The organism is Paenibacillus tritici (assembly GCF_018207515.1).
Lineage (GTDB): Bacteria > Bacillota > Bacilli > Paenibacillales > Paenibacillaceae > Paenibacillus_AQ > Paenibacillus_AQ tritici.
In genome coordinates, this window is record NZ_CP073365.1 from 5,887,140 (window position 1) to 5,909,687 (window position 22,548).

The following is a 22,548-nucleotide window of genomic DNA, read 5'->3' on the forward strand; positions in this document are numbered from 1 at the left end:
TTCGTTTGCTCATTTCTTCTTGACTTCGCCTGTAATCTCAGTCCTTCTTTATAATCTCTTCCAGCTGCCGTTTATCGGCCTCCCGTGAGCGATCCATCGCCTCTATATCATCGTGATCCGCTTCGGCCGCCGAGAATTCAACATCCTCCGCCTTTGCCTCATAGAGCATTTTCATCTTTTCCGTTTTGGAGAATATTTTCGAGTTTTCTCTATCCATTCCTGCCATCAGCTCCCTCGTAAGTAGTCAGATCTTCAAATCATTCCGCCGGCTTCTTCAATAAGCGACAAAGCCTGATCGTGGATGGCTGCGTCCACAATGACTGTCAGCAGGATATCTCTGCCAGTCGGTCCGCCGTCCCCGCCGTGGCTCATCCCGCTGCCGCTCGTATGTGCCGCCGCTAAGATGCCCGCATGGTCACTGACCGCGGTCATGGAATCCATGCTCGCCAAATTGCCGGTAACCGGATTCACTCCCGACTGCTGCCCGGCTCCACCGAATCTGCTGAACCGGTCAATGGAGATCTCCTCAGCACGCAATGCCTGCAGTTTGCGGGAGACGCCTTCCGCTTCTTCCGGGGTTTTGAAGTACGCCAGTATACTTTTTTCAGACATGGGAATTCCCCGCCTTCTACAATGGAATACATTCACCAAAGGTTACAGTCTATTTTGGATTTCAGGACAGGAATTTATACGCTTGTTCAAGAAGCGGCTCCTTCAATTGGAGACAAATACGACCGGGACTTGCAAATCAAGTCCTAGTTCTCATATACCAATCATGTGAGTATTTATGACAAAATACGATTTTTATATAATTTTATTTTGTATATTCCTGTCTTTTATAGTCCTTTTTTATATTTAATAGCCGAAATATGTCATATTACATTTCATTGAAAAGAATTCGTTTTCAAAACTTTATAAATTTAGTGTGGATTTTACAAATAACCAGTGGTAAAATCTTCTTAATATTTTTCCTAGTAATCTTGACGGAATAAAACCGGATTAATAGAAAAGGAGAATCCGCCTACTGTCTGAAGCAGGAGAGATGTGAGCCAGAACCAACATCATATTGTGGAGGGGATTACATTTGGAGTGGACAAAACTACCTCGTAAGCTATCATTACTAACATTATCATTAGGCGTAACTGCAAGTCTAGTTCCGGGCGCAGCATTCGCCGCCAGCAGCCTGCAGACGCCGGTATCCAGCACTCATCTTCCAGCCTTGATTCAGAAGAATCAGCCTTTCATTTCTCCACAGATTAACACCAAATCCTCTAATCAGGTCCGGGTTATCGTTCAACTCAGCGGTCAGCCTGCCGCAGTCGGCAAATATGCCGCCAAGCAAGGAATCACTTCTCTCGCCAATACGGCCACTGAAGCTGCGGCGAAGAGTCAACAGGAGAAGGTGCTTGACCAGGCCGAAGCCAAAGGCATTGACCTGACCGTCAATTACAAGTATGACACTATCCTGAACGGCTTTGAAGTCACTGTTCCGGCGGACAAGATCCCGGAGCTGGCCAAGCTCTCAGGTGTTACCTCCATCTATCCGAACAGCACCTGGTACGCTCTCCCTGATCAGACGGTTAGCGAAGTAACATACAGAAACGACAATGCCCCCCTGAAGCAGATTCATGCTGATTGGGCAGCAGACCAAGGTCTCGACGGTGAAGGACTGAAAGTCGGTGTGATCGACACCGGTGTTGACTATACGCACCCGGATATTGCCCCGGCTTATAAGGGCGGTTATGACTCCTTCTATCAGGACAATGATCCTTATGAAGAAGTTCCGTTGACTCCGGAAGAAGATATCGAATATGGTGTAGGCTATGCGGGAACTTACCACGGTACGCATGTAGCCGGCACTATCATCGGTCAGTATGCAGCCACAGGGGATGTTGCGCAAAAGGGCGTAGCTCCGGGAGCGGAACTTCACGTCTACAAAGTATTGGGCCGCAATCTTGAGAAGCCGAATACTTCCTCCGGATCTTCCGCTCAAGTCATTGACGGAATTGAACGTGCGGTGAAGGATGGCATGGATGTCATCAATCTGTCGCTCGGCTCCGATTCCGAGAAGGACGTGAATTCCCCGGACTCCATTGCGATTAATAATGCGGTACTCTCTGGAGTGACTGCTGTAATTGCTAATGGGAACAACGGGGAAGCGGGTTATTTCTCCATGGGCTCCCCGGCAGCCTCCCAATTGGGCATTTCAGTAGGTTCAGTGACCAGCCCTATTGACGCTTACTCCGGCGAATTCAAGGCAGAAATTGCAAACTCGGTAACTTCTGTTACTTACGATACCTATTTCCCATTCCATATGATGGCGTATGAGCTGGCAAACGATGATTTCGCAACTCTCATTGGCACAAAGCCTGTCCGAGTTGTATATGCTGACCTTGGGGCAGAAGAAGATTACCCTGCAGAAGACATTAGCGGTTCCATCGTTTTGGTATCACGTGGTGAACTGGGTTTTGCAGACAAAATTGCGATTGCAAAAGCCCATAATGCTAAAGCTATCGTAATTTTCAACGGCAACGCCCAGAAGGTAGACGGTAAGAGTGAAGCTATTCTAGACGAAGACTACAAAGACCGTAGTGACTTCATCGGTGTGAATTTAGGCAATGGATATCAGAACATTCCTACGTTTGACATCGAAGGCTCCAAAGGACGCAAGTTAGCCAGAGCAATTCTGGCAAATGGTGATAATCCAACATATTTCACCTTTGGTTCAGAATATAACCATGAAATGACAACTGGTGATACAATGAGTAATTTCTCTTCATTAGGACCGAACTTTGACGGCAATCTGAGCATCAAACCGGACATCGTTGCTCCTGGTGATGGAGTATTGTCTACATGGCCGGCTTATGGCAAAGGTCATCCAGAAACAGATTATTCCAAAGCATACAATCGCATTAGCGGCACCAGCATGGCTACACCTCATGTGGCAGGTTTGTCCTTGCTGATCAAGCAGGCACACCCGGAATACACTCCACTTGATATTCGCGCGGCGCTTGCCAATACAGCAGAACGGTTAATGTATCAAGACAGTCCGGAAGACCTTTATCTTCAAGGTCCAGGACGCGCCAATGTAGAAGAAGCAATCAAGACTCCGGCCCTGTTACAGGCCATAGAGCCAATCTCTATTCTGGACAAGAATTTTGTCCCTCAGAACGTGATCAACTACAACCCATCCACAAGCTTCGGCATTCTGCTGCCTGGCTCTGAGGCTACTAAAGTGTTGCAGTTGAAGAATACTAGCAACAGTGATCTCACTTATTCCGCCTCCGTGGAATGGAACTATGGAGATCCCGAGCATGTATCCGCAACACTGGACAAATCATCGGTAACAGCCTCCGCGAAAGGTGCATCCACTTTCAACTTGAAGGTTAATGTTGCAGCCGATACTACGCCGCAGATGCTGCAAGGCAACATCGTTCTGCAAGCAAATGGACAGCCAACGCTTCACTTGCCGTTTGCAATCAGTGTGAATAAGACGACAGAACAACCTAGCTGGGGCACAGGCATCCAAGAAGCTGTACTGAGCCAGCCTATCGTCTACACCAATTCAAGTGCGGTTCTGAACTACAAGCTGAAGGCAGATGATATTAACTATTATGAAGTGAATCTGGTCGGCCTTGATGATATCAAGAAAGGCTCCTTCCAGGTATCCACTACTGGTTCACCGGATAAATTCTTTGAGCCGGGCAGCTACACCACAGTTATAGGTGCCACTTATCATCCGTATGATCACAATGGTGACCCTATTCTGGATACCAACGGTAACCCCGCAGTAGCAAGTATTACAGACGGGACTTACAAGCTTGAGATTCTTGGAATTACTGCTGAAGACAACACAAAGACTCCAATTAAGATTGACTTGAACAATGATGAATACTACAGCACCTACACTTCATTCCGCTTTGTAACAGTCTCCGACAGTGGCAGCGGTGGCGGCGGCGGCGGTGGAGGTGGCGGTACAGTGGTAACGCCGACTCCTGTTGTGGTTCCAGGCACGGTTAAGTCCCTAGTTGAAGAAGGGGTTCAGCAAGTAAGTGTAACGCCTGTAACTTCCTCGAAGGATGGCGTGACAACAGTAACGGTTAGTGACAGTGATCTGAAGGCTGCTCTGGCCAAAGCCACTGCCACCAAGACAGCCGTTGTGATATCAGTAAGCACTCTTACTGACAAAGCTGCTGAATTGAGCCTGACGGCAGATCAGTTGAAATTGCTGGCCGGCCTTCAAGCTGGCAGCTCGATCATTGTGAATATTGGCGGATCTGCTGTATCCTTGCCGGTATCCCTGCTCGCAGCTTCTCCTGCAGGCCAGAGCTTGAAGCTTGTAATCAAGCAAGAGCCGGATGCAGCAGGCAAGCTGATTGCAGGTACTCCGGGTGCCAAGGTCATCGGAACCCCGGTATCCTTTGAAGCTTCATGGACTACAGCGACAGGCAGCACTTACTTGAACGTTCCAACCAACGTATTCATCAAGCGCTCCTTCACTGTACCTGGTAAGATCGAACCGAAGACCGCAGGCGTACTCTTTGAAAAAGACGGACTGGTAACCCCGGTTGCTTCTGTCTTCTCACCTCAGGCAGATGGAACAACGATTGTTACGGTAAGCCGTCCGGGCTTCTCCGTGTATGGAGCAGTAAGCAAACCGGCAGCAGCTTTCACGGATATCGCTTCTTCTAAAGCGTCTGACGCTATTCAGACTCTGGCCGACAAGCTGATTATCCAAGGCACCTCGGCAACGACCTTCTCGCCGCTGAGCAATCTGACCCGTGCCGAGTTCACAGCACTGTTAACCCGTGCACTGGGTCTGCGTACCGATGCCAGCGTAACCTTCTCTGATGTGAAATCATCGGACTGGTATGCCAAGGATGTTGCGGCCGCTTCCAAAGCAGGTCTGATCCTGGGCATTGGCAACGGCAAGTTTGCTCCAACGCAAAAAGTAACCCGTCAGGAGCTCGCTGTCATTCTGGACAGAGCGCTGAAACTGACAGGAACTGAACTGAAGGCTGTCGCTAATCCTTCGTTCACTACGTACACTGACAGTGCCAACGTAGCCCCTTATGCCAAGGACAGTCTGCAAGCCCTGACCAAAGTCGGCATCTTCGCCAGCGAATCAGGCATTGCATTCAATCCCAAAGCTCCGGCAACCCGCGAGACAGCAGCCGCTGCACTCTACGCATTGCTGAGCAAGAGCGGATTGATCGAGTAAAACGCTCTGTGCAAAGACTCAGCAACACATTCAGCCCCTTCACTTCCTGGACAGGAAGTGAAGGGGCTTTACTATTGTATATGAAGATGGTAGGCAAAACTAATCGTATAATTTCTTAAATTCGTCCATTATTTCTTGTGGGTTAGAAATGTCCGAATTTTCCATAATATCTTTGACTGAGATTTCCTTCACATTTTGTTGTACCCTCTTGCCAAGGACTTCTCTCATCTTGCTTCTCATTTTAGTAAGATAAGCAGTGAATTCATTTTTAACTTCTTCCTCCTTAACATAACCAATCTGCATATCCAATTGGGTATATATGTGAAATAATATCTCCACTAAATCTTTCTGTATCCACTTTTCATGAGTAAGTAAATTCTCCAATTCACCCATTAATCCAAATAGCTCGCTGAATGCAGTTTTATTAACAACTTTTTTTCTAAGTGGCACTACTATTTCAATGCTGATAGCATCAAGTGAAGCAATGATTTCTTCCACTCTTTTATTCATGGCTCCCTCCTTATTCGTTATTAGCAAAAAGCCCCCAATCTCCTCTTCCAAGATTGGGGGCTTACTCTCGTTGTTACACTATAGAATCCGTTATCTTTCAGTCCCCGCGGAACGCCCGCTTCACGCGGTCGAAGAAGGACTGCTCCTGTTCATGCGTGTTCTCTCCATTGTAGGAGGCGAACTGGCGGAGCAGGTCCTTCTGCTCATCGCTGAGCTTGCTTGGCGTGACCACAATGACGCGGACATGCTGATCGCCGACGCCGTTGCCGCGCAGATGAGGAACGCCCTTGCCTTTAAGGCGGAAGAAGGTTCCGGTCTGGGTGCCCGCCGGAATCTTGAGCTTCACTTTTTCCGTCAGGGTAGGGATCTCAATCTCGTCACCGAGCGCCGCCTGAGCGAACGTTAAGGGAACCTCGCACATAATATCATCGTTCTCGCGTTCGAAGAAGTCATGGTTCTTCACGCGGATCACAATGTACAGATCTCCGGCCGGGCCGCCGCGTGTGCCGCCTTCGCCTTCACCGGTCATGCGCAGCTGTGCGCCGTCATCGACACCGGCAGGGATACGCACATGAATCTTGCGTTGCTTCTTAACCTTACCCTGACCTGCGCAGGTGGTGCATTTCTCTTTGATGATCTTGCCTGTGCCGCTGCAGTGTGAGCAGGGACGGCGGTTACGCATCTGTCCAAGCGGTGTATTCTGCACGAATTCCTGTTGTCCGCTGCCGTGGCATACCGAACAGGTCTCCGGCTTCGTGCCCGGCTTGGCACCGGAGCCGAAGCAGGTATCGCAGGTCTCCGTGCGCGGAATGGTAATATCGGTCTCTTTGCCGAACACCGCTTCCTTGAACTCAATGGTCATCGTATACTGCAAATCGCCGCCGCGCTGCGGTGCATTCGGATCACGCCGTCCGCCGCCGCCGAAGAACATATCGAAGATATCGCCAAGACCGCCGAAATCTCCGCCACCGCCGCCAAAGCCGCCGCCCATCCCCTGATTAGGGTCAATATGTCCATATTGGTCATAACGTGCCCGCTGCTGTCCATCGCTGAGGACGTCATAAGCTTCCTTCACTTCTTTGAACTTAGCCTCAGCATCGCTGGCCTTATTCACATCCGGGTGATACTGGCGCGCCAGCTTGCGGTACGCCTTCTTCACTTCATCCTCTGATGCATCTCTGCCGAGGCCCAGAATCTCATAATAATCACGTTTATCTGCCACTGCTTTCACCTCCGCACATCGTCAATTATCCCTATTTACAAGGTAAAAGGAAAGTCAAAACACGGGATGACCCGGTCTTGACCTTCCCTTCTGTCCAAAATAGAACTTATCGTTCAAGGTTACCCTTGATTCTTCTCATCGTCAACCACTTCGTAATCCGCATCTACCACGTTGTCTTTCTTGGCGTTGCCTTCAGAAGCTCCCTGGCCGCCTTCAGCGCCTTGCTCTGCCTGTGCAGCCTGCTCATACAGCTTCACGGACAATTGCTGTACGATCTCGTTCAACGCCTCTGTAGCGGCATTGATCTCTTCCAGGTTGTCAGTTTCAAGTGCAGCCTTCAGCTTATCCTTAGCTTCATTGGCCTTGTCAATCTCAGAAGCATCAACCTTGTCTCCAAGGTCTTTGATGACTTTGTCCGTGGAGTAGACGAGCTGGTCAGCGCCGTTCTTCGCTTCGACCAGTTCTTTACGCTTGCGGTCTTCCTCAGCGTGCAGCTCGGCATCCTTCATCATCTGTTCCACTTCGGCATCACTCAGGCCGCTGGAGGAAGTGATGGTGATCTTCTGGCTCTTGTTAGTGCCTTTGTCTGTAGCGGATACGTTAACGATACCGTTGGCGTCAATATCGAAGGTAACTTCGATCTGCGGTACGCCGCGCGGTGCCGGTGGAATCTCGTTCAGCATGAAGCGTCCCAGCGTCTTGTTGCCGTTCGCCATCTGGCGCTCACCCTGCAATACGTGGATTTCAACGCTTGGCTGGTTATCAGCGAAGGTCGAGAATACCTGCGATTTGCTTGTAGGGATGGTAGTGTTACGCTCAATCATCTTCGTGAATACGCCGCCTGCAGTTTCAATCCCCAGGGACAGCGGAGTTACGTCGAGGAGCACTACGTCTTTTACATCACCGGTCAGTACGCCAGCTTGAACAGCAGCACCAAGGGCTACAACTTCATCCGGGTTAACGCCTTTGTGCGGATCTTTGCCTGTAAGCTTCTTGATTGCATCCTGTACCGCAGGAATACGTGTGGAGCCGCCGACCAGTACGATTCTGTTCAGATCAGCAGGCGTCATACCGGCATCGCTCAGCGCTTGACGGGTAGGTCCCAGTGTACGCTCTACCAGGCTTGCTGTCAGCTCGTCGAATTTGGCACGGGTCAGGTTGATCTCCAAGTGCTGAGGAACTCCGTCTACCACCGTAATGAACGGAAGCGACACTGTAGTAGTCAGTACGCCGGACAGCTCTTTTTTAGCCTTTTCCGCAGCATCCTTCAGACGTTGTACCGCTGCTTTGTCCTTGCTCAGGTCAATGCCTTGCTCTTTCTTGAATTCAGACACCAGATAATCCATAACCAATTGGTCAAAATCATCACCGCCCAGACGGTTGTCACCGCTGGTAGCCTTAACTTCAAAGAAGCCGTCGCCCAGTTCAAGAATCGATACGTCGAACGTACCGCCGCCAAGGTCATAGACCAGGATCGTCTGGTCTTCGGATTTCTCCAGACCGTAAGCAAGTGCGGCTGCCGTTGGCTCGTTGACAATACGCAGCACTTCAAGGCCGGCAATTTTGCCCGCATCCTTGGTAGCTTGACGCTGACTGTCATTAAAATATGCAGGAACCGTAATAACGGCCTGGGTTACTGTCTGGCCCAGATAGGCTTCAGCATCGGATTTCAGCTTCTGGAGAATCATTGCCGAAATTTCCTGTGCAGAGTAGTCTTTGCCGTCAATGCTTTCTTTGTGGCCTGTACCCATGTGACGCTTGATGGAAGCGATGGTACGGTCAGGGTTCGTAATCGCCTGGCGTTTCGCTGTTTCACCGACGATGCGCTCGCCGTCTTTCTTGAAGCCTACAACAGATGGGGTTGTACGCGCACCTTCCGGATTCGGGATAACGACGGCTTCGCCGCCTTCCATAACGGCAACGCAAGAGTTCGTGGTTCCAAGGTCAATACCGATAACTTTACTCACTGTAATTTGCCTCCTCAGAAATAATGTGAAGCCCGGGGCTTCAGCCATTTATATTATAGTAGAATTGTGCTTCGCCATATCTTGCAGTCTTGCCTTATATAGAACAGAACTACATGCTGACTTTGACCATGGCCGGACGAAGAACTTTATCTTTCAGGAGATAGCCCTTCTGGACTTCTTCCGTCACGATACCTTCCCCGTACTCCTCGCTCTCCACCTGCATGATCGCCTGATGATATTCAGGGTTAAAAGGCTGTCCTACCACTTCCATGGCTTCCAGTCCTTCAGACTTCAGGACTCCCTCCAGCTGGCGGAAAATCATATTCACGCCTTTGATAAACGCCTCGGAATCGGCACCTGCCGCCGGAGTAGCCAATGCGCGTTCAAAATTATCCATGACCGGAAGTAATTCGGTTACGAGCTTCGAGGTCGCATATTGCGCCAGCTCTTCCTTTTCTTTCTGGGTCCGGCGGCGGAAGTTATCGAAATCAGCCTGCACACGCAAGGTACGCGCCTGATGTTCATCTGCAAGCTCCTGCAGCCTTCTGTATTCCTCATTGTCTGAAGCCGCCTCGCCGGCCTCTTCAGCCGTAAATGAGCCGCTGTCTGCTCCAGCTTCAGCCTCATCGGCCGCCTGGTTCTCATTCACCTTAGGATCATTCTTCTCATTCATTTCTTGAACCTCTTCCTCTTTCAAGTTGTCTTCACCTCCTTAGTATCATTCACGATGAACAATTACACTCTGTTCACTTATACCAGTGTGCCAGCATCGCTGTCAAATCCCGGGATAGAATCCCCAGAATACCCATGACACGCGCGTACTCCATTCGGGTCGGGCCCAGGATACCGATGCTTCCCAGCGGCTTGCCGTCGAGTGAATACGTTGCGGTGATCAGACTGCAGTTGGCGAAGGCCTCATGCTTATTCTCTGTACCAATGCGCACTTGCATTCCTGTTCCGCCGCTGGCCGGGGTAAGCATTTTGAGCAGGGTAGGTGTCTCTTCCAGCAGATCCAGAATAGTCTTCACCTTATCGACGTCCTTGAACTCCGGCTGGGTGAGCATATTCGTAGCTCCGCTTAGGTAGATACGCTGTTCATGGTCGCTCTCAAGTGCCGTATCCAGCACCTGCATTAATTCTTCATAGTGGGAGATGTGACGCTGCATTTCTTCACCCAGCTCGGAATAGAGCTGACTCTTCAGCTTGTAGAGCGGTACATTGACCAGCTTGCTGTTCAGCAGATTCACGACCTTCTCCATCTCGGATACTGATATCCCGGGAGGAAGGCTTACGGTCTTGTTCTCTACCTGCCCGGTGCTTGTAACGATAATCGCCACAGCGGTCTTGTCATCGAGCGGAAGCAGCTGGAAATGGCGCAATGAAGTATGAAAAACCTCCGGTCCAAGCAGGATGGAAGTATAATTCGTCATATTGGAAAGAATCATTGCCGCATGTTGGATGACCTGCTCCGTAGCATTCAGCTTCTCTGCGAAAAAAGCGCGGATCGTGCCCAGTTCGGCCGTTTCGGCGGAATTCCACGGTACCAGATGATCCACATAATAGCGGTAGCCCTTATGGGACGGGATTCTCCCTGCCGAAGTATGAGGTTGTTCCAGGTAACCCAGATCCTCCAGATCGGCCATTTCGTTGCGGATCGTGGCAGGACTGTAGCCCACATCCCCGCGTTTCGAGATACTGCGCGAGCCTACCGGCTCAGCAGAAGAAATATAATCATCGACAATTGCATTCAGTATCATTCTCTGGCGTTCAGTTAACATGTTATTCCCTCCTATCCGGCTGTGGCTCCGATTCGTTAGCACTCTAACGAGATGAGTGCTAACCACTAATACAAAAATACCAAACTGACCTCAGCATTGTCAAGTCATTCAGCGCCCTAACCTGCGCCTATTTCAGTCAAAACATTATTTCGCATAAATAACCGCAACCATTTCCTGGATGATGGCGTCCAATAATCAGGGAGTGATGAGATGCGTATAATGAAAACAGGGGGCTCGGCTATATCCGCAGTCCTTTTAACTATGCTAATCCTTACGGGCTGCACCCATAAGATATTACAGAGCAAGTGCATCGGTGTCGATGCGGATTATGTATCCATCCTGCAGTGGGACGGCATCCTGTATGCTGATCAGACCGGTCCCGATCCCAGCCCGCTTGCGAAAGGCAAGGCCATCGGCACAATCACCTATAGCAAATCCAAACATGAGTGTCCCCGGCCGGGGCTCCAGGATGGCGATGCTACCAATCTTGCGGTGGGGACGGAGCTGTATGAAGTGAAGGGTTATAAGACATCGGCGAGACTCTGGGCGGGGGACAGGCTATATGTAGCAAGCAACAATCCTGCTGCCAGAACCCTTAACGATCTGCTGGATGTCGCCGGCAAAATACAAACCGTCCGCTTCATCAGCGGCAATGACGGGTCTGACCTGATGGACTTCACCCCGGAGGCCAACGCCGTGTTCATCCGAGAGTTCCCCAAGCTGGAATACCTCCCGTTCGAGGAGCTGTCCAAGCAGACCAAGAGCTGGGTAGGCGACAAGTACTGGATGGAGATCGAAATGAAGGACGGGTCTGCCGTAAGAATTACCTATAATACAATGTTCCCATCCTTCCTGCCTTCCGCATATGCCACACCGGAGCTTGCCGAACTGGTAGAGCAGCAGCGCAAGCTTATCTATGCACAATAACCTATTCATCAAAAAACCACTGTTCCCCTTAAAGCATCCGCTCCCGGGAAAGACAGTGGTTTCTTATTATATAATTTACCGGGGGCGGGTGCCCGCCGGATTAGTCCAATCTCTTCAGCACCGCGATCTCATCGCAGGCATGCTGCTTCTTGCAGTTCACACAATCGGTCCAGACCTTCTCGGGGAAAATCTCCTTCTCTACCACATCGAAGCCGTTTCTGAGGAAAAAATCCACCGCATAGGTCAGCGCCATAATCTTCGGAATTTTCTGGCGTCTGGCTTCTTCCGTCAGCTTCTCCAGAATGATCGAGCCTACGCCCCTGCCCTTGCCTGCATCGTTCAGACCAATCGACCGTACCTCAACAAGGTCGCTTCCCAGCCGGAACAAGGAACCGCAGCCGACAAATTTGCCGCCGATTTCAGCAATGACGAACTGGTCGATCTGGCGGGTCAGTGCTTGCCTTGAACGGGGCAGCATAATCCCTTGCTTAGCATACTCCTCTATCATCAGATACAGCGGCTCAACATCCTCCACCGTAGCATTTCTGCATATCACCTGCTGCTCTCCCGCAGCAGATTCCTGGCGGAACCCATCTGTTTTGACAAGCACTTTGACTCACCCCTCATTGTTAATATGAATAAATATACAACAGAGTGAATTACAATTCAAGAGGTATTTCAAAATTAAACCTCTGTCAAAGCACCGACAAATTCGCCAAAAACATCGTTCCCGAACAGGATGCCCTGCTTGCTCAGACGATAGGTGTCCCCGGCCTGCTCCAGCAGCCCCGCCTTAAGCATTTTATGCAGCGGGCCGGCAAAAACTTCCTCCAGCGGCTTCCCGAATTGTGAGCGGAAGTCCGCATCCGATACCCCTTCGCGCATCCGCAGGCCAACCATCATGAAATCCTCCATTGCCTCCTGCTCGGAGATCTCAAAGCTGTCCAGACGCGGCAGCCCGCTGCGCGAAGCCTCAATATACGGATTCACACCCTTGATATTCATGTGCCGCTGCCGGCCCACATACCCGTGCGCTCCTGCGCCAAGGCCATAATAATCCTCATTGCGCCAGTACGTGATGTTGTGGCGGCTCTCCAGCCCCGGCTTGGCAAAATTACTGATCTCATATTGCGTATACCCCGCAGCCTCCATGGTAGACATAAGCAGCAGATACATCGCCAGCTCATCCTCTTCATTCGGCAGCGGAAGCTTGTTTTTGTTGAACAGGGTATGGAACAGCGTATTCTCCTCCACCTTCAGGCTGTAGATGGAATAATGGGGAAGATCCAGCTCCAGCGCCTTGGTGATGCTCTCTCTCAGCATATCCACTGTCTGGTTCGGCAAGCCGAACATCAGATCCAGAGACAGGTTATCAAGCCCGACCGCACGGGCATTCTCCAGACTGCGGTATACGTCATTCACATCATGAATCCGGCCGATTCCGCTCAGCAGCTCGTTCTGGAAGGCCTGCACCCCGAAGCTGACCCGGTTGACCCCGCCTTCCTTCATGACTCTTAGCTTATCAATATCGGTAGTGCCGGGGTTAGCTTCCATAGAGAACTCAATATTCTCGTCCCACTGCGGGAAATGCCTGCGGACCGACTGGAGGAAATACGCCATCTCATCCGGCTTCAGTACAGTAGGCGTACCCCCGCCGACAAATATAGTCTTGATCACCCCCGGAGGCGTGTGCTTCACGGTCATTTCCATCTCACGGTCGAGCGCATAGAGATAATCCATCACCGGCTGGTCCTTCAGCACATAAGAATTGAAATCACAGTAGAAGCACTTATTCGTGCAGAACGGGATATGAATATATACAGCCTCAGGGGGACGGCCATTGTTCGTTGTGTTCATAGCAGTCTCCTTTATTCCATTATTAATGTATAAGCTTGCCGCAGCCACTGCTGCTGAAAAGCAAGAAGAAACGGCTGCACCGCCCTGCTTAGGACGGCAACCGTTTCTGTGAGAAATAGAGCGATATATTGAACTATAATCTTAGCCATAAGCTAAGGGAGCTTATACCCGGCTATTCAATCTGAAGCACGGCCATGAACGCTTCCTGCGGCACCTCAACGCTGCCGACCTGCTTCATGCGCTTCTTGCCTTCCTTCTGCTTCTCCAGCAGCTTCCGCTTACGCGAGATATCGCCGCCGTAGCATTTGGCGAGCACGTTCTTGCGCATGGCCTTAACGGTCTCACGCGCTACAACCTTCGTGCCGACAGATGCCTGGATTGGCACCTCGAACATCTGGCGCGGGATAATGCCGCGCAGCTTCTCACAGATGACCCGTCCGCGGTTATACGCCCGGTCGCGGTGAACGATGAAGGACAACGCATCCACCTGCTCATTATTCAGCAGAATGTCCATCTTCACCAGGTTAGACTGGCGGTAGCCGGAGATTTCGTAATCGTAGGAAGCATAACCCTTAGTGCCGGATTTCAACTGATCGAAGAAGTCGTAGACGATTTCGGACAGCGGAATCTCATACGTAATCGTTACGCGGTTCGTATCAAGATATTCCATGTTAACGAATTCGCCGCGTTTGTTCTGGCAGAGCTCCATAACGGTACCCACGAAGTCGTTAGGTACAATGATACCCGCCTTCACATACGGTTCTTCAATGAAATCAATCGTCCCGATCTCCGGATAATGCGACGGATTGTCAATCTGAATCGTCTCTCCGTTGGTCAGCTTAATCCGGTAGATAACGCTCGGCGCTGTAGTGATCAGCGGCAGATTGAACTCGCGCTCAATCCGTTCCTGAATGATCTCCATATGCAGCAGTCCAAGGAAGCCGCAACGGAAGCCGAAGCCCAGGGCACTGGAGCTTTCCGGTTCGAAGCTCAGGGAAGCATCATTCAACTGCAGCTTCTCCAGCGCTTCACGAAGATCGTTATAATCGGAAGTCTCAATCGGATAGAGACCGCAGTAGACCATCGGATTAATTCTGCGGTAGCCCGGCAGCGGCTCAGCGGTCGGACGCTTGGCATCCGTCACCGTATCCCCGACACGGGTGTCGCCTACATGCTTGATCCCGGCCACAATGAAACCGACATCGCCGATATTCAGCTCATTAACAATGGTCATACGCGGCATGAAGGCCCCGACCTCTATTACCTCAAAGGTTTTGTCGGTGGCCATCATTCTGATCTTGGAACCGGCCCGGATACTGCCGTCGATTACGCGGACGTAGACAATAACGCCCTTGTACGGATCATAATGGGAGTCGAAGATCAGCGCCTTCAGCGGCTCTTCCGAGTTGCCTGTCGGCGCGGGAACCTGCTTCACGACCTGCTCAAGAATCTCCTTGATGCCGATGCCTGCTTTGGCCGAAGCCAGAACCGCATCACTCGCATCCAGCCCGATGACATCTTCAATCTCCTGCTTCACCCGGTCGGGATCGGCATTCGGGAGATCAATCTTGTTGAGTACCGGAAGAATCTCCAGATTGTTATCCAGAGCCAGATACACGTTAGCCAGAGTCTGGGCCTCAATCCCCTGCGCTGCATCCACAACCAGCAATGCGCCTTCGCAGGCCGCAAGACTGCGGGATACCTCATAGGTGAAATCGACATGCCCCGGTGTGTCAATCAAATTCAGATAATAATCCTGTCCGTCATCGGCACGATAAGTCAGGCGGACGGCCTGCAGCTTGATGGTGATGCCGCGCTCGCGCTCCAGATCCATTTGATCAAGTACCTGCTCCTGCATTTCACGCGAAGTGAGCGCACCCGTATACTCCAGAATGCGGTCAGCCAGTGTCGATTTGCCATGGTCTATATGTGCAATAATCGAGAAATTGCGGATTTGTTGTTGTCGTTTCTGAACGTCAGTCATTCCTTACCCCCACAGACAGCCTAATGTTAATCCACTTATTATAACAGTACGGGCTTCACCCATCAATCCCGCCGGCTCCTGGAAAAGAAAGAAACTGCCGGGACGGCCGGAAATTCCGCCGCCCCGGCTCACTCTTCCGATGAATCGAAGAGTGAGACCACCCAGCGGATGCCCTTCTGCGAGGCCTGCTGCAGCAGACCGGCTGTCTTATCCGCCAGCACATCCACCGTGGGCTTCTGCTCCTCCGGAAGCAGAATTTGTTCCGGACTAAGGGTAGAATAGTCCTTCACTTCCTGCTGTGGGAGACTGCCCGAACCGGCAGTCTTCCCCTGATCTGCTGCCGGCTGCTGTACCGGCAGTGCGGTATAAGCACCCGTTGCCGGATCAATGGCCACCGGCACGTATACATAAGCCTGTCCATTCGGAGCCGTACCGGCGGCCGGAACGGACGCAGCTCCAGCCGTGCCGTTCTGGCCCGCCGGAAGCTGCCTGACTGCTGCCGTATTCCCGGCCGGCTTGCTCCAGTCCGGCAGCATGCCGGAGATTCCCGAACCGCCGCTGCCGCCGAACTGCAAGCCGATCAGCAGCCCCACTCCCGCCCATATCCCGATCACTACCAGCTTTTTACCGAACCGCGTCATATGCCCCGCTCCTTTTCAATATAATGTTATCCGCTCAGGAAGCCCCGCCTGCAGGTGTCTTCGCATCAGTACCTTCCAGTTGAACCTGGCCCTGTTCAGGCGCTGCCGCCTTCTCCGCATCCCGGCTGTCCCAATACACATCAGCAATCGCATCCGCCAGAATATCCGCTGTCCGCTTCAGCTCATCGGCACTGTTGTCGATTCCGCCGACCTCAATCAGTACACTGTTCGGGGATAACGTCTGGTTATATTCCCCATTATTCCCGTTTCCGGAGGATTTCCCCCATATGCCACGGGAGATCCCAGGATAATTTTTCTCCAGCAGCTGATGGATCTTGTTGGCGAAGGCCTCGTTTTGTTTCCAGTTTTTATTCGCATGACCCAAAATGAAGTACACCTGGGCGTAATTTTTGCCGTTGATTTGTGCGGTTGTTTTGCCGTGCCGCTGTGAATCCCGGTGGATATCAATCAGCTCGCTCATGCTATCATGGGTTGCCATTGCCGATTTCACAGTCATCCGTGAATATTTATAGGAGAAGTTCCAGTTGTAGCCCGGTACCTCCGTGGCATAATCCTCCTGTGCATGAACCGTCCCGATCCCGCGTTCTTCCAGTCTCTTGGCAATATAGGACCCCACCAGCATTACATTCTTGGAAGGGACGGCAGAGCTGGGATTATCACTCTGTGCGCCAAGCAGCGGGTTATACGCCTCCCGGGGATGAGAATGATAGACAAGAATACGCTTAATAGAGGTATCTCCGGTCCGGTTCTCCGGATCACCGCTCCCGGAATAACCCTGGTCCACATCCTCTCCGGGTGAATCCGGGGCAGGCGAGGCCTCCGGCGGCGTAACCTCTCCACCTGGATGGCCTTCGCCGTTGCCCGTATCGGTTCCCGTCTCTGCCCCCGGATCGGCGCTTGTACCCGGCTCTTCCCCGGCCGCCAATTCATCTCCCCCGGGATGATAATCGGCAGGCGCCCCCGTGCTCCCTCCTGAGCCTTCCCGCAGCAGGAAGGGATCATCTGCAGCAAGTCCGGGCATTTCACGCGAGACCAGACTCTTCGGGTCACCCGGATCGACGCTGGTCAGCAGCCGGAATACGAAGGAGGTCACCTTGTCCCCCGAGAAGGCCGAAGGCTCCTTGCCCTGCGGCAGATGGGGAACCTCCATGCCCAGCAGTTCCATGAAGAACCCGCTGGAGAGCGAGGCGGCCAGCCCCTTCATAGACGGAATAGGTGAAGAGTTCAGCTTCTGCCCGGCTAACCCGCCGGCTCCAAGCAGCATGAAAAACACAAGTGAACCTCCGGCCAGCAGCAGCATCGTCCTTCCCAGCGACAGAATATCCATCAGCCGTCCGCGCAGCCGCCCAATATTCCATAGCTGAAACCATTTTCTGTTCATGATTGTTATGTCCTCCTCTAAGCCCTCTGTAATCTCTCATACTCCAAATCTATGAGCGGAAGAGTTATGCTAGAACTACAGAATGAGAGACAGTTTCGGCGAGAAGTAGAAATAGACCCGCAACCACTACTGCCTTGCGGCAGTCGGTGCGGGCCTGTTCTGAAGCCAATTAGTGAGTGTAGGCTCCGACATTGCCCGGATCTACAGCTTCATGCAGTGCAGCGTTGAGGCCGCTTGCCACAATATTGGCGATATCTTCAATAAATTCATCAATCTCCTTGGGGGTAACAATCAGGTCATGCCCCAGAGGTTCGAGCACTTCCTTCACCAGGGCCAGCCGCTCATGCTCGGAGATATCATCAAGCAGTCCCATAATCTCTTTGGTGTGGGCGCCTCCGTCAGCCATTTGTCCGAAATGTCTGCTCATCATCTCCAGTACGTTATTGACGATCGTGGAAGCATAGCAGACCGTGGGGACGCCAATCGCGATGCAGGGAACGCCCAGCACTTCCTTGGTCAGCCCCCTGCGCTTGTTCCCGATGCCTGAGCCGGGGTGAATGCCGATATCGGCAATTTGGATCGTTGTATTAATTCTTTCCAGCGAACGGGAAGCCAGCGCATCAATGGCAATAATGACATCCGGGCGGGTCCGGTCCACAATCCCCTGAACGACCTCACTCGATTCAACCCCTGTCAGCCCAAGCACTCCGGGAGCTATCGCACTCACATTCCGGTAACCGGGCGAGATCTGATCGGGCATCAGCTCATAGAACTGCCGGGTAATCAGCGCATTCTCCACGACCAGCGGCCCCAGCGAGTCTGGCGTCACATTCCAGTTGCCGAGGCCCACGATCAGCACCTTGGAATCACGGCCGATGCCGATTTTGACCAGGAACTGCTCGAATTCACGGGCAAACACAATGGAGACCTTCTGCTGCAGACCGGTGTCCCCTCCGCGCAGCGCAGGCACCTCAAGAGTCACGTAATTGCCGATAGCCCGTCCGATAGCCTGAGAACCGGCAGGGTCTGCTACAGAAAGTCTGGTAACCTTGATGCCATCGGCTTCTTCCACTTCTTCATTAACGCCAGGTATCGGCGCATTGGAGTGCCGCTCTGCCATTTCCTTCGCTTCCACCGCCAAATCCGTACGTACCGAATACAGCTGAAGATCCAGTTCCATTATTAGTCCAGCCTCCTTTTGCATATTGCTGATAGTGTGCGAGAGAAAGCCTCTGTTTATACAAACCGCTGCGAGGGAATTCCAATGCTTTTTCTGTTGCTTTTTGCTACTCTTCATGCTAAACTATTTTAAGTTGTGAATCATTTGTTGATTTCGAATGTCTTTCAGGAGGTGAATGCAATGCCAAATATCAAATCCGCGGTTAAACGCGTCAAGACGATCGAGAAACGCCGTGCTCTGAACGCTTCCCAGAAGTCCGCGCTTCGTACAGCTGTGAAAACTGCTGATGTAGCACTGACAGGTACGGAAGTTGAAACTGCTCACGCTGCTTTCCAAGCGGCTTCCAAAAAGCTGGACAAGGCTGTAACTAAAGGCCTGGTTCATAAAAATGCGGCTGCCCGCAAAAAATCCCGCTTGGCTAAGAAATTGAACGCTCTTAAGGCTCAAGCCTAAGCCAAGGGCGACAATCATAACGAGCAATTGAAGAACCTGACCGCTATGCTGCATACGGTTAGGTTTTTTTATGTTTGTTAACAGCATTATTTGAATTTAGGTGCAACTTTAAAAAGCCTGTCCACCCATATGTATCACGGGATGGACAGGCTCTTTGGCTAATCGTATAAACTGAGACAGCTCAGGCTCCAAGGCGCAGCATAAACAGCTCCAGCCCCAGCACCTTATCGACTGCTCCCGTCTTCATCTGATAATCCAGATCGGCCAGAATACTGAGAATCTGCCGCAGACGCTGGCTTCCGAACTTATGGGCCTGCTCCCCGGCAAGCTTAACCGCGTACGGATGCAGTCCGAGCTGGGAGGCAATCTGCCCCTGGGAGTAGCTGAGGGCAGACAAATCCTTGACCTGCAGAATAATTCTGAACTGCCGGGTAATCAGCGAGGCAATCTTGATCGGCTCCTCGCGCTGCTTCAGCAGCTCATAGAGCGTATTTAGCGCCTTATCGAGACGCAGATTCGCAATATCCTCGACCAGCGTAAAGATGTTCTGCTCCGTCCCCCGGTGGACCAGGCTCTCCACGGCTGCTGCATCCACCCGCCCGCCTGTACCGGCGAACAGGCATAGCTTATCCATCTCTGCCGACAAGCCCTGAAGCCCGGTCCCGCTGCTTGCGATCAGAGCCTCGGCTGTCCCGGGAGCAATCGAGCAGCCGCGTTCGCGGAAGCCCTTCTCCACCCAGCGCAGCAGCTCCTCCGCACCCAGGGGATTGAACGCCAGCACTGTACCGGCGGTTTTGATGCTTTTAACAATTTTCTTCCGCTCATCCAGCTTGTCGCCGTTCACCATAAATACAATCACACTGAATTCGGCAGGGTGCTGCATGTACTCACTCAGCATCTCTACATTATGTTCAAGCTTAACCTTCTCCTTGCCTGCCGTGAACAGGGCCGCATCCCGCACCAGCAGCAGCTTGCGCTCGACCATGAACGGAACCGTCTCCGCTTCTTCTATGACCGCCTGCACCGGAGTTTCGGAGAGATCGAAGGGGATCACCGCGAAATCGCGGTCTTCTTTGGCTATCAGGTGTTCCTCCAGCATGGCCGTGAATTCATTCATCCGGAATTTCTCACTGCCATACAGCAGGTACAGCGGAGAGACCTTCCCTTGTTTGATGTCTTTGGCCGCCGTTTTGGCATCCATCCCGCCACTTCCTTTTCTTGTTTCTTGCCTGGTCGGTATACAACACATACATTCGTACATTTTAACAAAAAAACATCTGAAAACATAGCACACAAAAACGGAGCAACCTCGGCAGCCAGGGCCAAAGTTGCTCCGTTTAAGCGGCGCATCTATATAAACGACGGAGGGAGAAGCTCTAGAAACTCTCCGTGCCGCCGGTCATACCGACGATACTCGCAGGATCCTGTAGTTCTTGTTCTCCTACCTTAGCATATTCACCAGGTCCATAAATAGTTCCGGTTATCGCCTATTTTGTGGATGTTGCCGCATCCGGCGTCACAGCCGGGCTGGAATCCGGGGAAGGGACGGCGGAAGCCTCCGGAGAAGTAGAAGGTACCGGTGTTGGTGTTGGTGTTGGTACCGGTGCGCTGAGCTCTGCCGGAACGGTGTACACCTTCGTTGCTTGCGTGCCATCCTGAAGCTGCGACACATAGGTGAACTGGCTGCCATCTCCCGACCACTCACCGGAGACCCAATCCCCCTCTACAGGAAGAGAGGTCAGCGCCACGCGTTCTCCTGTCCCCTCTGCGGGCGAGCTGTAGATTACCACCTGCTTGCCGGCCAGCTCTGCGGTGTAGCGCCCGTCCGGAGAAGGCCATGAAGTCTCGGCAGCCATCAGGTTAAACGCCTCCGGCTCTGCAGGGGTTGGAGTCGGCGCTATCCGGGCATCTGCAGCCGGCTTGTCATCCGAAGCAATCTCTTGCCCCGGTGTACTCAGAATCGTACTCTTGGGGCCTGCGGACTGAGTATTCGCCTGACCGCTGCTCCGGGGGCTGTCCGCCGGAGGCGAAGTAGCCGTACTTTTGTGTAGCGGAGGAGCTTCTGTTACAACAGGCTCCTTGCTCATGGCAGGACCGCTAACGGCTCCTGCCGCTGTGTCAGCATTCTCACTGGGGGCAGGCGGTGTATTCTTCAGATTAACGTCCGCAGAATCACTCGGCATTACCTGATCCATGGAGCTGACATCCCCGCTGCCGCCGCTGTCCGCCTGTCCGGCAGCCGGAGCTGAATTCTCTGCGCTCCCCGTTCTCAGGCTGGAGCTTGCCGCCTCATTGCTGTTTTTATCATAAGCCATGTTCATGTCCGCACCCGGTATACTCTCCGGCATTTTGAGTATGGCAAAGAGCAGAATCACCGCTGCCGCAGCAGCACCTATGCCTGTCCGCTTAGCCAGGGAACCGCCCTTGGGCGTCTTCTCGCGGGTGCTTGAACGTGTAAAGGGAATAACCTTGGGATCTTCCGGCTCCATCACAGCAGGCTCTTCCCGGACACCCCGGTCCAGCTGCTCCAGCTGAGGCAGGATAGAGTCGACCAGACTGAACGGCGGCTTCACCTCCGGAAGCTGTTCAAGCTGCTCGGAGAGCATCGTCAGCCGGTCCAAGACTTCCGCGCAGGAAGGACAATCGTCGATATGACGGAACATTTCAAGCATTTCTTCCTGACTGAGATCATGATCTAAATAGCGGTGCATCCATTCCATCACCTCCGCGCACTTCATCCTGACACACCACCTTTCTGATACTCCTGAAGTCTATTCTGCAGTTGCTGCCGCGCCCGGAACAGGTAGGATTTCACCGTGTTCAAAGGCAGATCCAGACAATCTGCGATCTCGTTGTAAGAAAAATCCTGCAAATAGCGAAGCACGATCACGGTCCTGTGATGCTCCGGAAGCTGGTCAATGGCCTCACGGATATCCTCCGCCAGATAACCCGACATCACTTCGCGCTCTACGTTATGTTTATTATCCTGGAACACCATTTCGTGTTCATCAATAGAAACTGTAGGCTTCGTTCTCCGGAATTTGTCAATACATATGTTTGTTACTATCCGCTGAACCCATGTTTTGAACTGAGCCTTCTCCTCATAGGAGCCGATCTTGGTGTACACCCGGATCAACGCTTCCTGGGAGGCATCCAGAGCATCCTGTTCATTATGCAGAATATAGAAGGCCGTCTTATATACATGCCCTTCAATTTCGCGCAATAGGGTGATTAGAGCGTCGCGATCGCCCGCTTGAGCGGCTCTGATGAGTCCCTGCTCCACCACGAAGGTTCCCCCTCTCTATGCAATCTTACTGACGCGCAAGACTGCGAATTTGTTGCAAGCTGTAATCATTTTTTTATAGTCCACAATCCCTACTAAGCATACAAGGGATGCTGCAATCAT

Annotated in this window: 19 protein-coding genes; 3 read left to right on the top strand and 16 right to left on the bottom strand. The window is 52.1% G+C overall.

Going from position 1 to position 22,548, the window contains the following annotated elements; all coding sequences use genetic code 11:
- Positions 1-37 precede the first annotated feature (37 nt).
- Together KDC22_RS25310 and KDC22_RS25315 are read right to left on the bottom strand one after the other, a co-directional pair.
- Positions 38-226 (bottom strand): YfhD family protein, encoded by a 189-nt coding sequence (locus KDC22_RS25310; RefSeq protein ID WP_425516969.1) that lies wholly within the window; start codon positions 224-226, stop codon positions 38-40.
- Positions 227-252: 26 nt separating this feature from the next.
- The gene (locus KDC22_RS25315; RefSeq protein WP_211720777.1) at positions 253-612 is read right to left on the bottom strand and encodes a hypothetical protein; all 360 of its coding nucleotides are present in this window, start codon (positions 610-612) and stop codon (positions 253-255) included.
- A gap of 472 nt (positions 613-1,084) precedes the next feature.
- Here KDC22_RS25315 and KDC22_RS33820 point away from each other — a divergent pair, with 472 nt between their 5' ends.
- A complete protein-coding gene (locus KDC22_RS33820; RefSeq protein WP_281424936.1) occupies positions 1,085-5,221 on the top strand; it encodes a S8 family serine peptidase in 4,137 nt (1,378 codons plus the stop codon).
- A gap of 99 nt (positions 5,222-5,320) precedes the next feature.
- Here the strand turns inward: KDC22_RS33820 and KDC22_RS25325 are convergent, their stop codons facing one another.
- The 5 genes from KDC22_RS25325 to hrcA form a co-directional block, all read right to left on the bottom strand.
- On the bottom strand, positions 5,321-5,782 hold the full coding sequence (locus KDC22_RS25325; RefSeq protein ID WP_211720779.1) for a hypothetical protein: 462 nt from the start codon (positions 5,780-5,782) through the stop codon (positions 5,321-5,323).
- Between the two features lie 46 nt (positions 5,783-5,828).
- Positions 5,829-6,953 (bottom strand): molecular chaperone DnaJ, encoded by a 1,125-nt coding sequence (gene dnaJ / locus KDC22_RS25330; protein WP_211720780.1) that lies wholly within the window; start codon positions 6,951-6,953, stop codon positions 5,829-5,831.
- A gap of 119 nt (positions 6,954-7,072) precedes the next feature.
- Positions 7,073-8,920: a molecular chaperone DnaK gene (gene dnaK, locus KDC22_RS25335; RefSeq protein WP_173128436.1), complete on the bottom strand. Its 1,848-nt coding sequence runs from the start codon at positions 8,918-8,920 to the stop codon at positions 7,073-7,075.
- Positions 8,921-9,029: 109 nt separating this feature from the next.
- Positions 9,030-9,617, bottom strand: a complete 588-nt coding sequence (grpE, locus tag KDC22_RS25340) for a nucleotide exchange factor GrpE (protein WP_246552972.1) — start codon at positions 9,615-9,617, stop codon at positions 9,030-9,032.
- Positions 9,618-9,666: 49 nt separating this feature from the next.
- Positions 9,667-10,698 (bottom strand): heat-inducible transcriptional repressor HrcA, encoded by a 1,032-nt coding sequence (gene hrcA / locus KDC22_RS25345; RefSeq protein ID WP_173128439.1) that lies wholly within the window; start codon positions 10,696-10,698, stop codon positions 9,667-9,669.
- 261 nt (positions 10,699-10,959) lie between these two features.
- Here hrcA and KDC22_RS25350 point away from each other — a divergent pair, with 261 nt between their 5' ends.
- Entirely contained in the window at positions 10,960-11,625 is a 666-nt protein-coding gene (locus KDC22_RS25350) for a hypothetical protein (RefSeq protein WP_211720781.1), read from the top strand.
- Between the two features lie 100 nt (positions 11,626-11,725).
- Here the strand turns inward: KDC22_RS25350 and KDC22_RS25355 are convergent, their stop codons facing one another.
- From KDC22_RS25355 to gpr, 6 genes are all read right to left on the bottom strand, one after another.
- Positions 11,726-12,235, bottom strand: coding sequence for an N-acetyltransferase (locus tag KDC22_RS25355; protein ID WP_173128446.1), 510 nt, complete (start codon positions 12,233-12,235; stop codon positions 11,726-11,728).
- A gap of 74 nt (positions 12,236-12,309) precedes the next feature.
- A complete protein-coding gene (gene hemW / locus KDC22_RS25360) occupies positions 12,310-13,482 on the bottom strand; it encodes a radical SAM family heme chaperone HemW (RefSeq protein WP_211720782.1) in 1,173 nt (390 codons plus the stop codon).
- 172 nt (positions 13,483-13,654) lie between these two features.
- Entirely contained in the window at positions 13,655-15,466 is a 1,812-nt protein-coding gene (lepA, locus tag KDC22_RS25365; protein WP_173128452.1) for a translation elongation factor 4, read from the bottom strand.
- Between the two features lie 128 nt (positions 15,467-15,594).
- Positions 15,595-16,107, bottom strand: a complete 513-nt coding sequence (locus KDC22_RS25370; RefSeq protein ID WP_211720783.1) for a hypothetical protein — start codon at positions 16,105-16,107, stop codon at positions 15,595-15,597.
- A 34-nt stretch (positions 16,108-16,141) separates the two neighbouring features.
- Positions 16,142-17,509: a stage II sporulation protein P gene (locus KDC22_RS25375; protein ID WP_211720784.1), complete on the bottom strand. Its 1,368-nt coding sequence runs from the start codon at positions 17,507-17,509 to the stop codon at positions 16,142-16,144.
- A 169-nt stretch (positions 17,510-17,678) separates the two neighbouring features.
- Positions 17,679-18,689: a GPR endopeptidase gene (gene gpr, locus KDC22_RS25380; protein WP_173128461.1), complete on the bottom strand. Its 1,011-nt coding sequence runs from the start codon at positions 18,687-18,689 to the stop codon at positions 17,679-17,681.
- Positions 18,690-18,869: 180 nt separating this feature from the next.
- Here gpr and rpsT point away from each other — a divergent pair, with 180 nt between their 5' ends.
- Entirely contained in the window at positions 18,870-19,142 is a 273-nt protein-coding gene (gene rpsT / locus KDC22_RS25385) for a 30S ribosomal protein S20 (RefSeq protein WP_039309591.1), read from the top strand.
- A 181-nt stretch (positions 19,143-19,323) separates the two neighbouring features.
- Here rpsT and holA read toward each other — a convergent pair whose 3' ends face one another.
- The 3 genes from holA to KDC22_RS25400 form a co-directional block, all read right to left on the bottom strand.
- Positions 19,324-20,343 (bottom strand): DNA polymerase III subunit delta, encoded by a 1,020-nt coding sequence (gene holA, locus KDC22_RS25390; RefSeq protein ID WP_173128464.1) that lies wholly within the window; start codon positions 20,341-20,343, stop codon positions 19,324-19,326.
- 286 nt (positions 20,344-20,629) lie between these two features.
- Positions 20,630-21,880 carry an anti-sigma factor family protein gene (locus KDC22_RS25395; protein ID WP_211720785.1) on the bottom strand — a complete coding sequence of 417 codons (1,251 nt, stop codon included), beginning with the start codon at positions 21,878-21,880 and terminating at the stop codon, positions 20,630-20,632.
- Entirely contained in the window at positions 21,877-22,428 is a 552-nt protein-coding gene (locus KDC22_RS25400) for an RNA polymerase sigma factor (protein WP_068724820.1), read from the bottom strand. The genes KDC22_RS25395 and KDC22_RS25400 overlap by 4 nt, the downstream gene beginning before the upstream one ends.
- Positions 22,429-22,548: the final 120 nt, after the last annotated feature.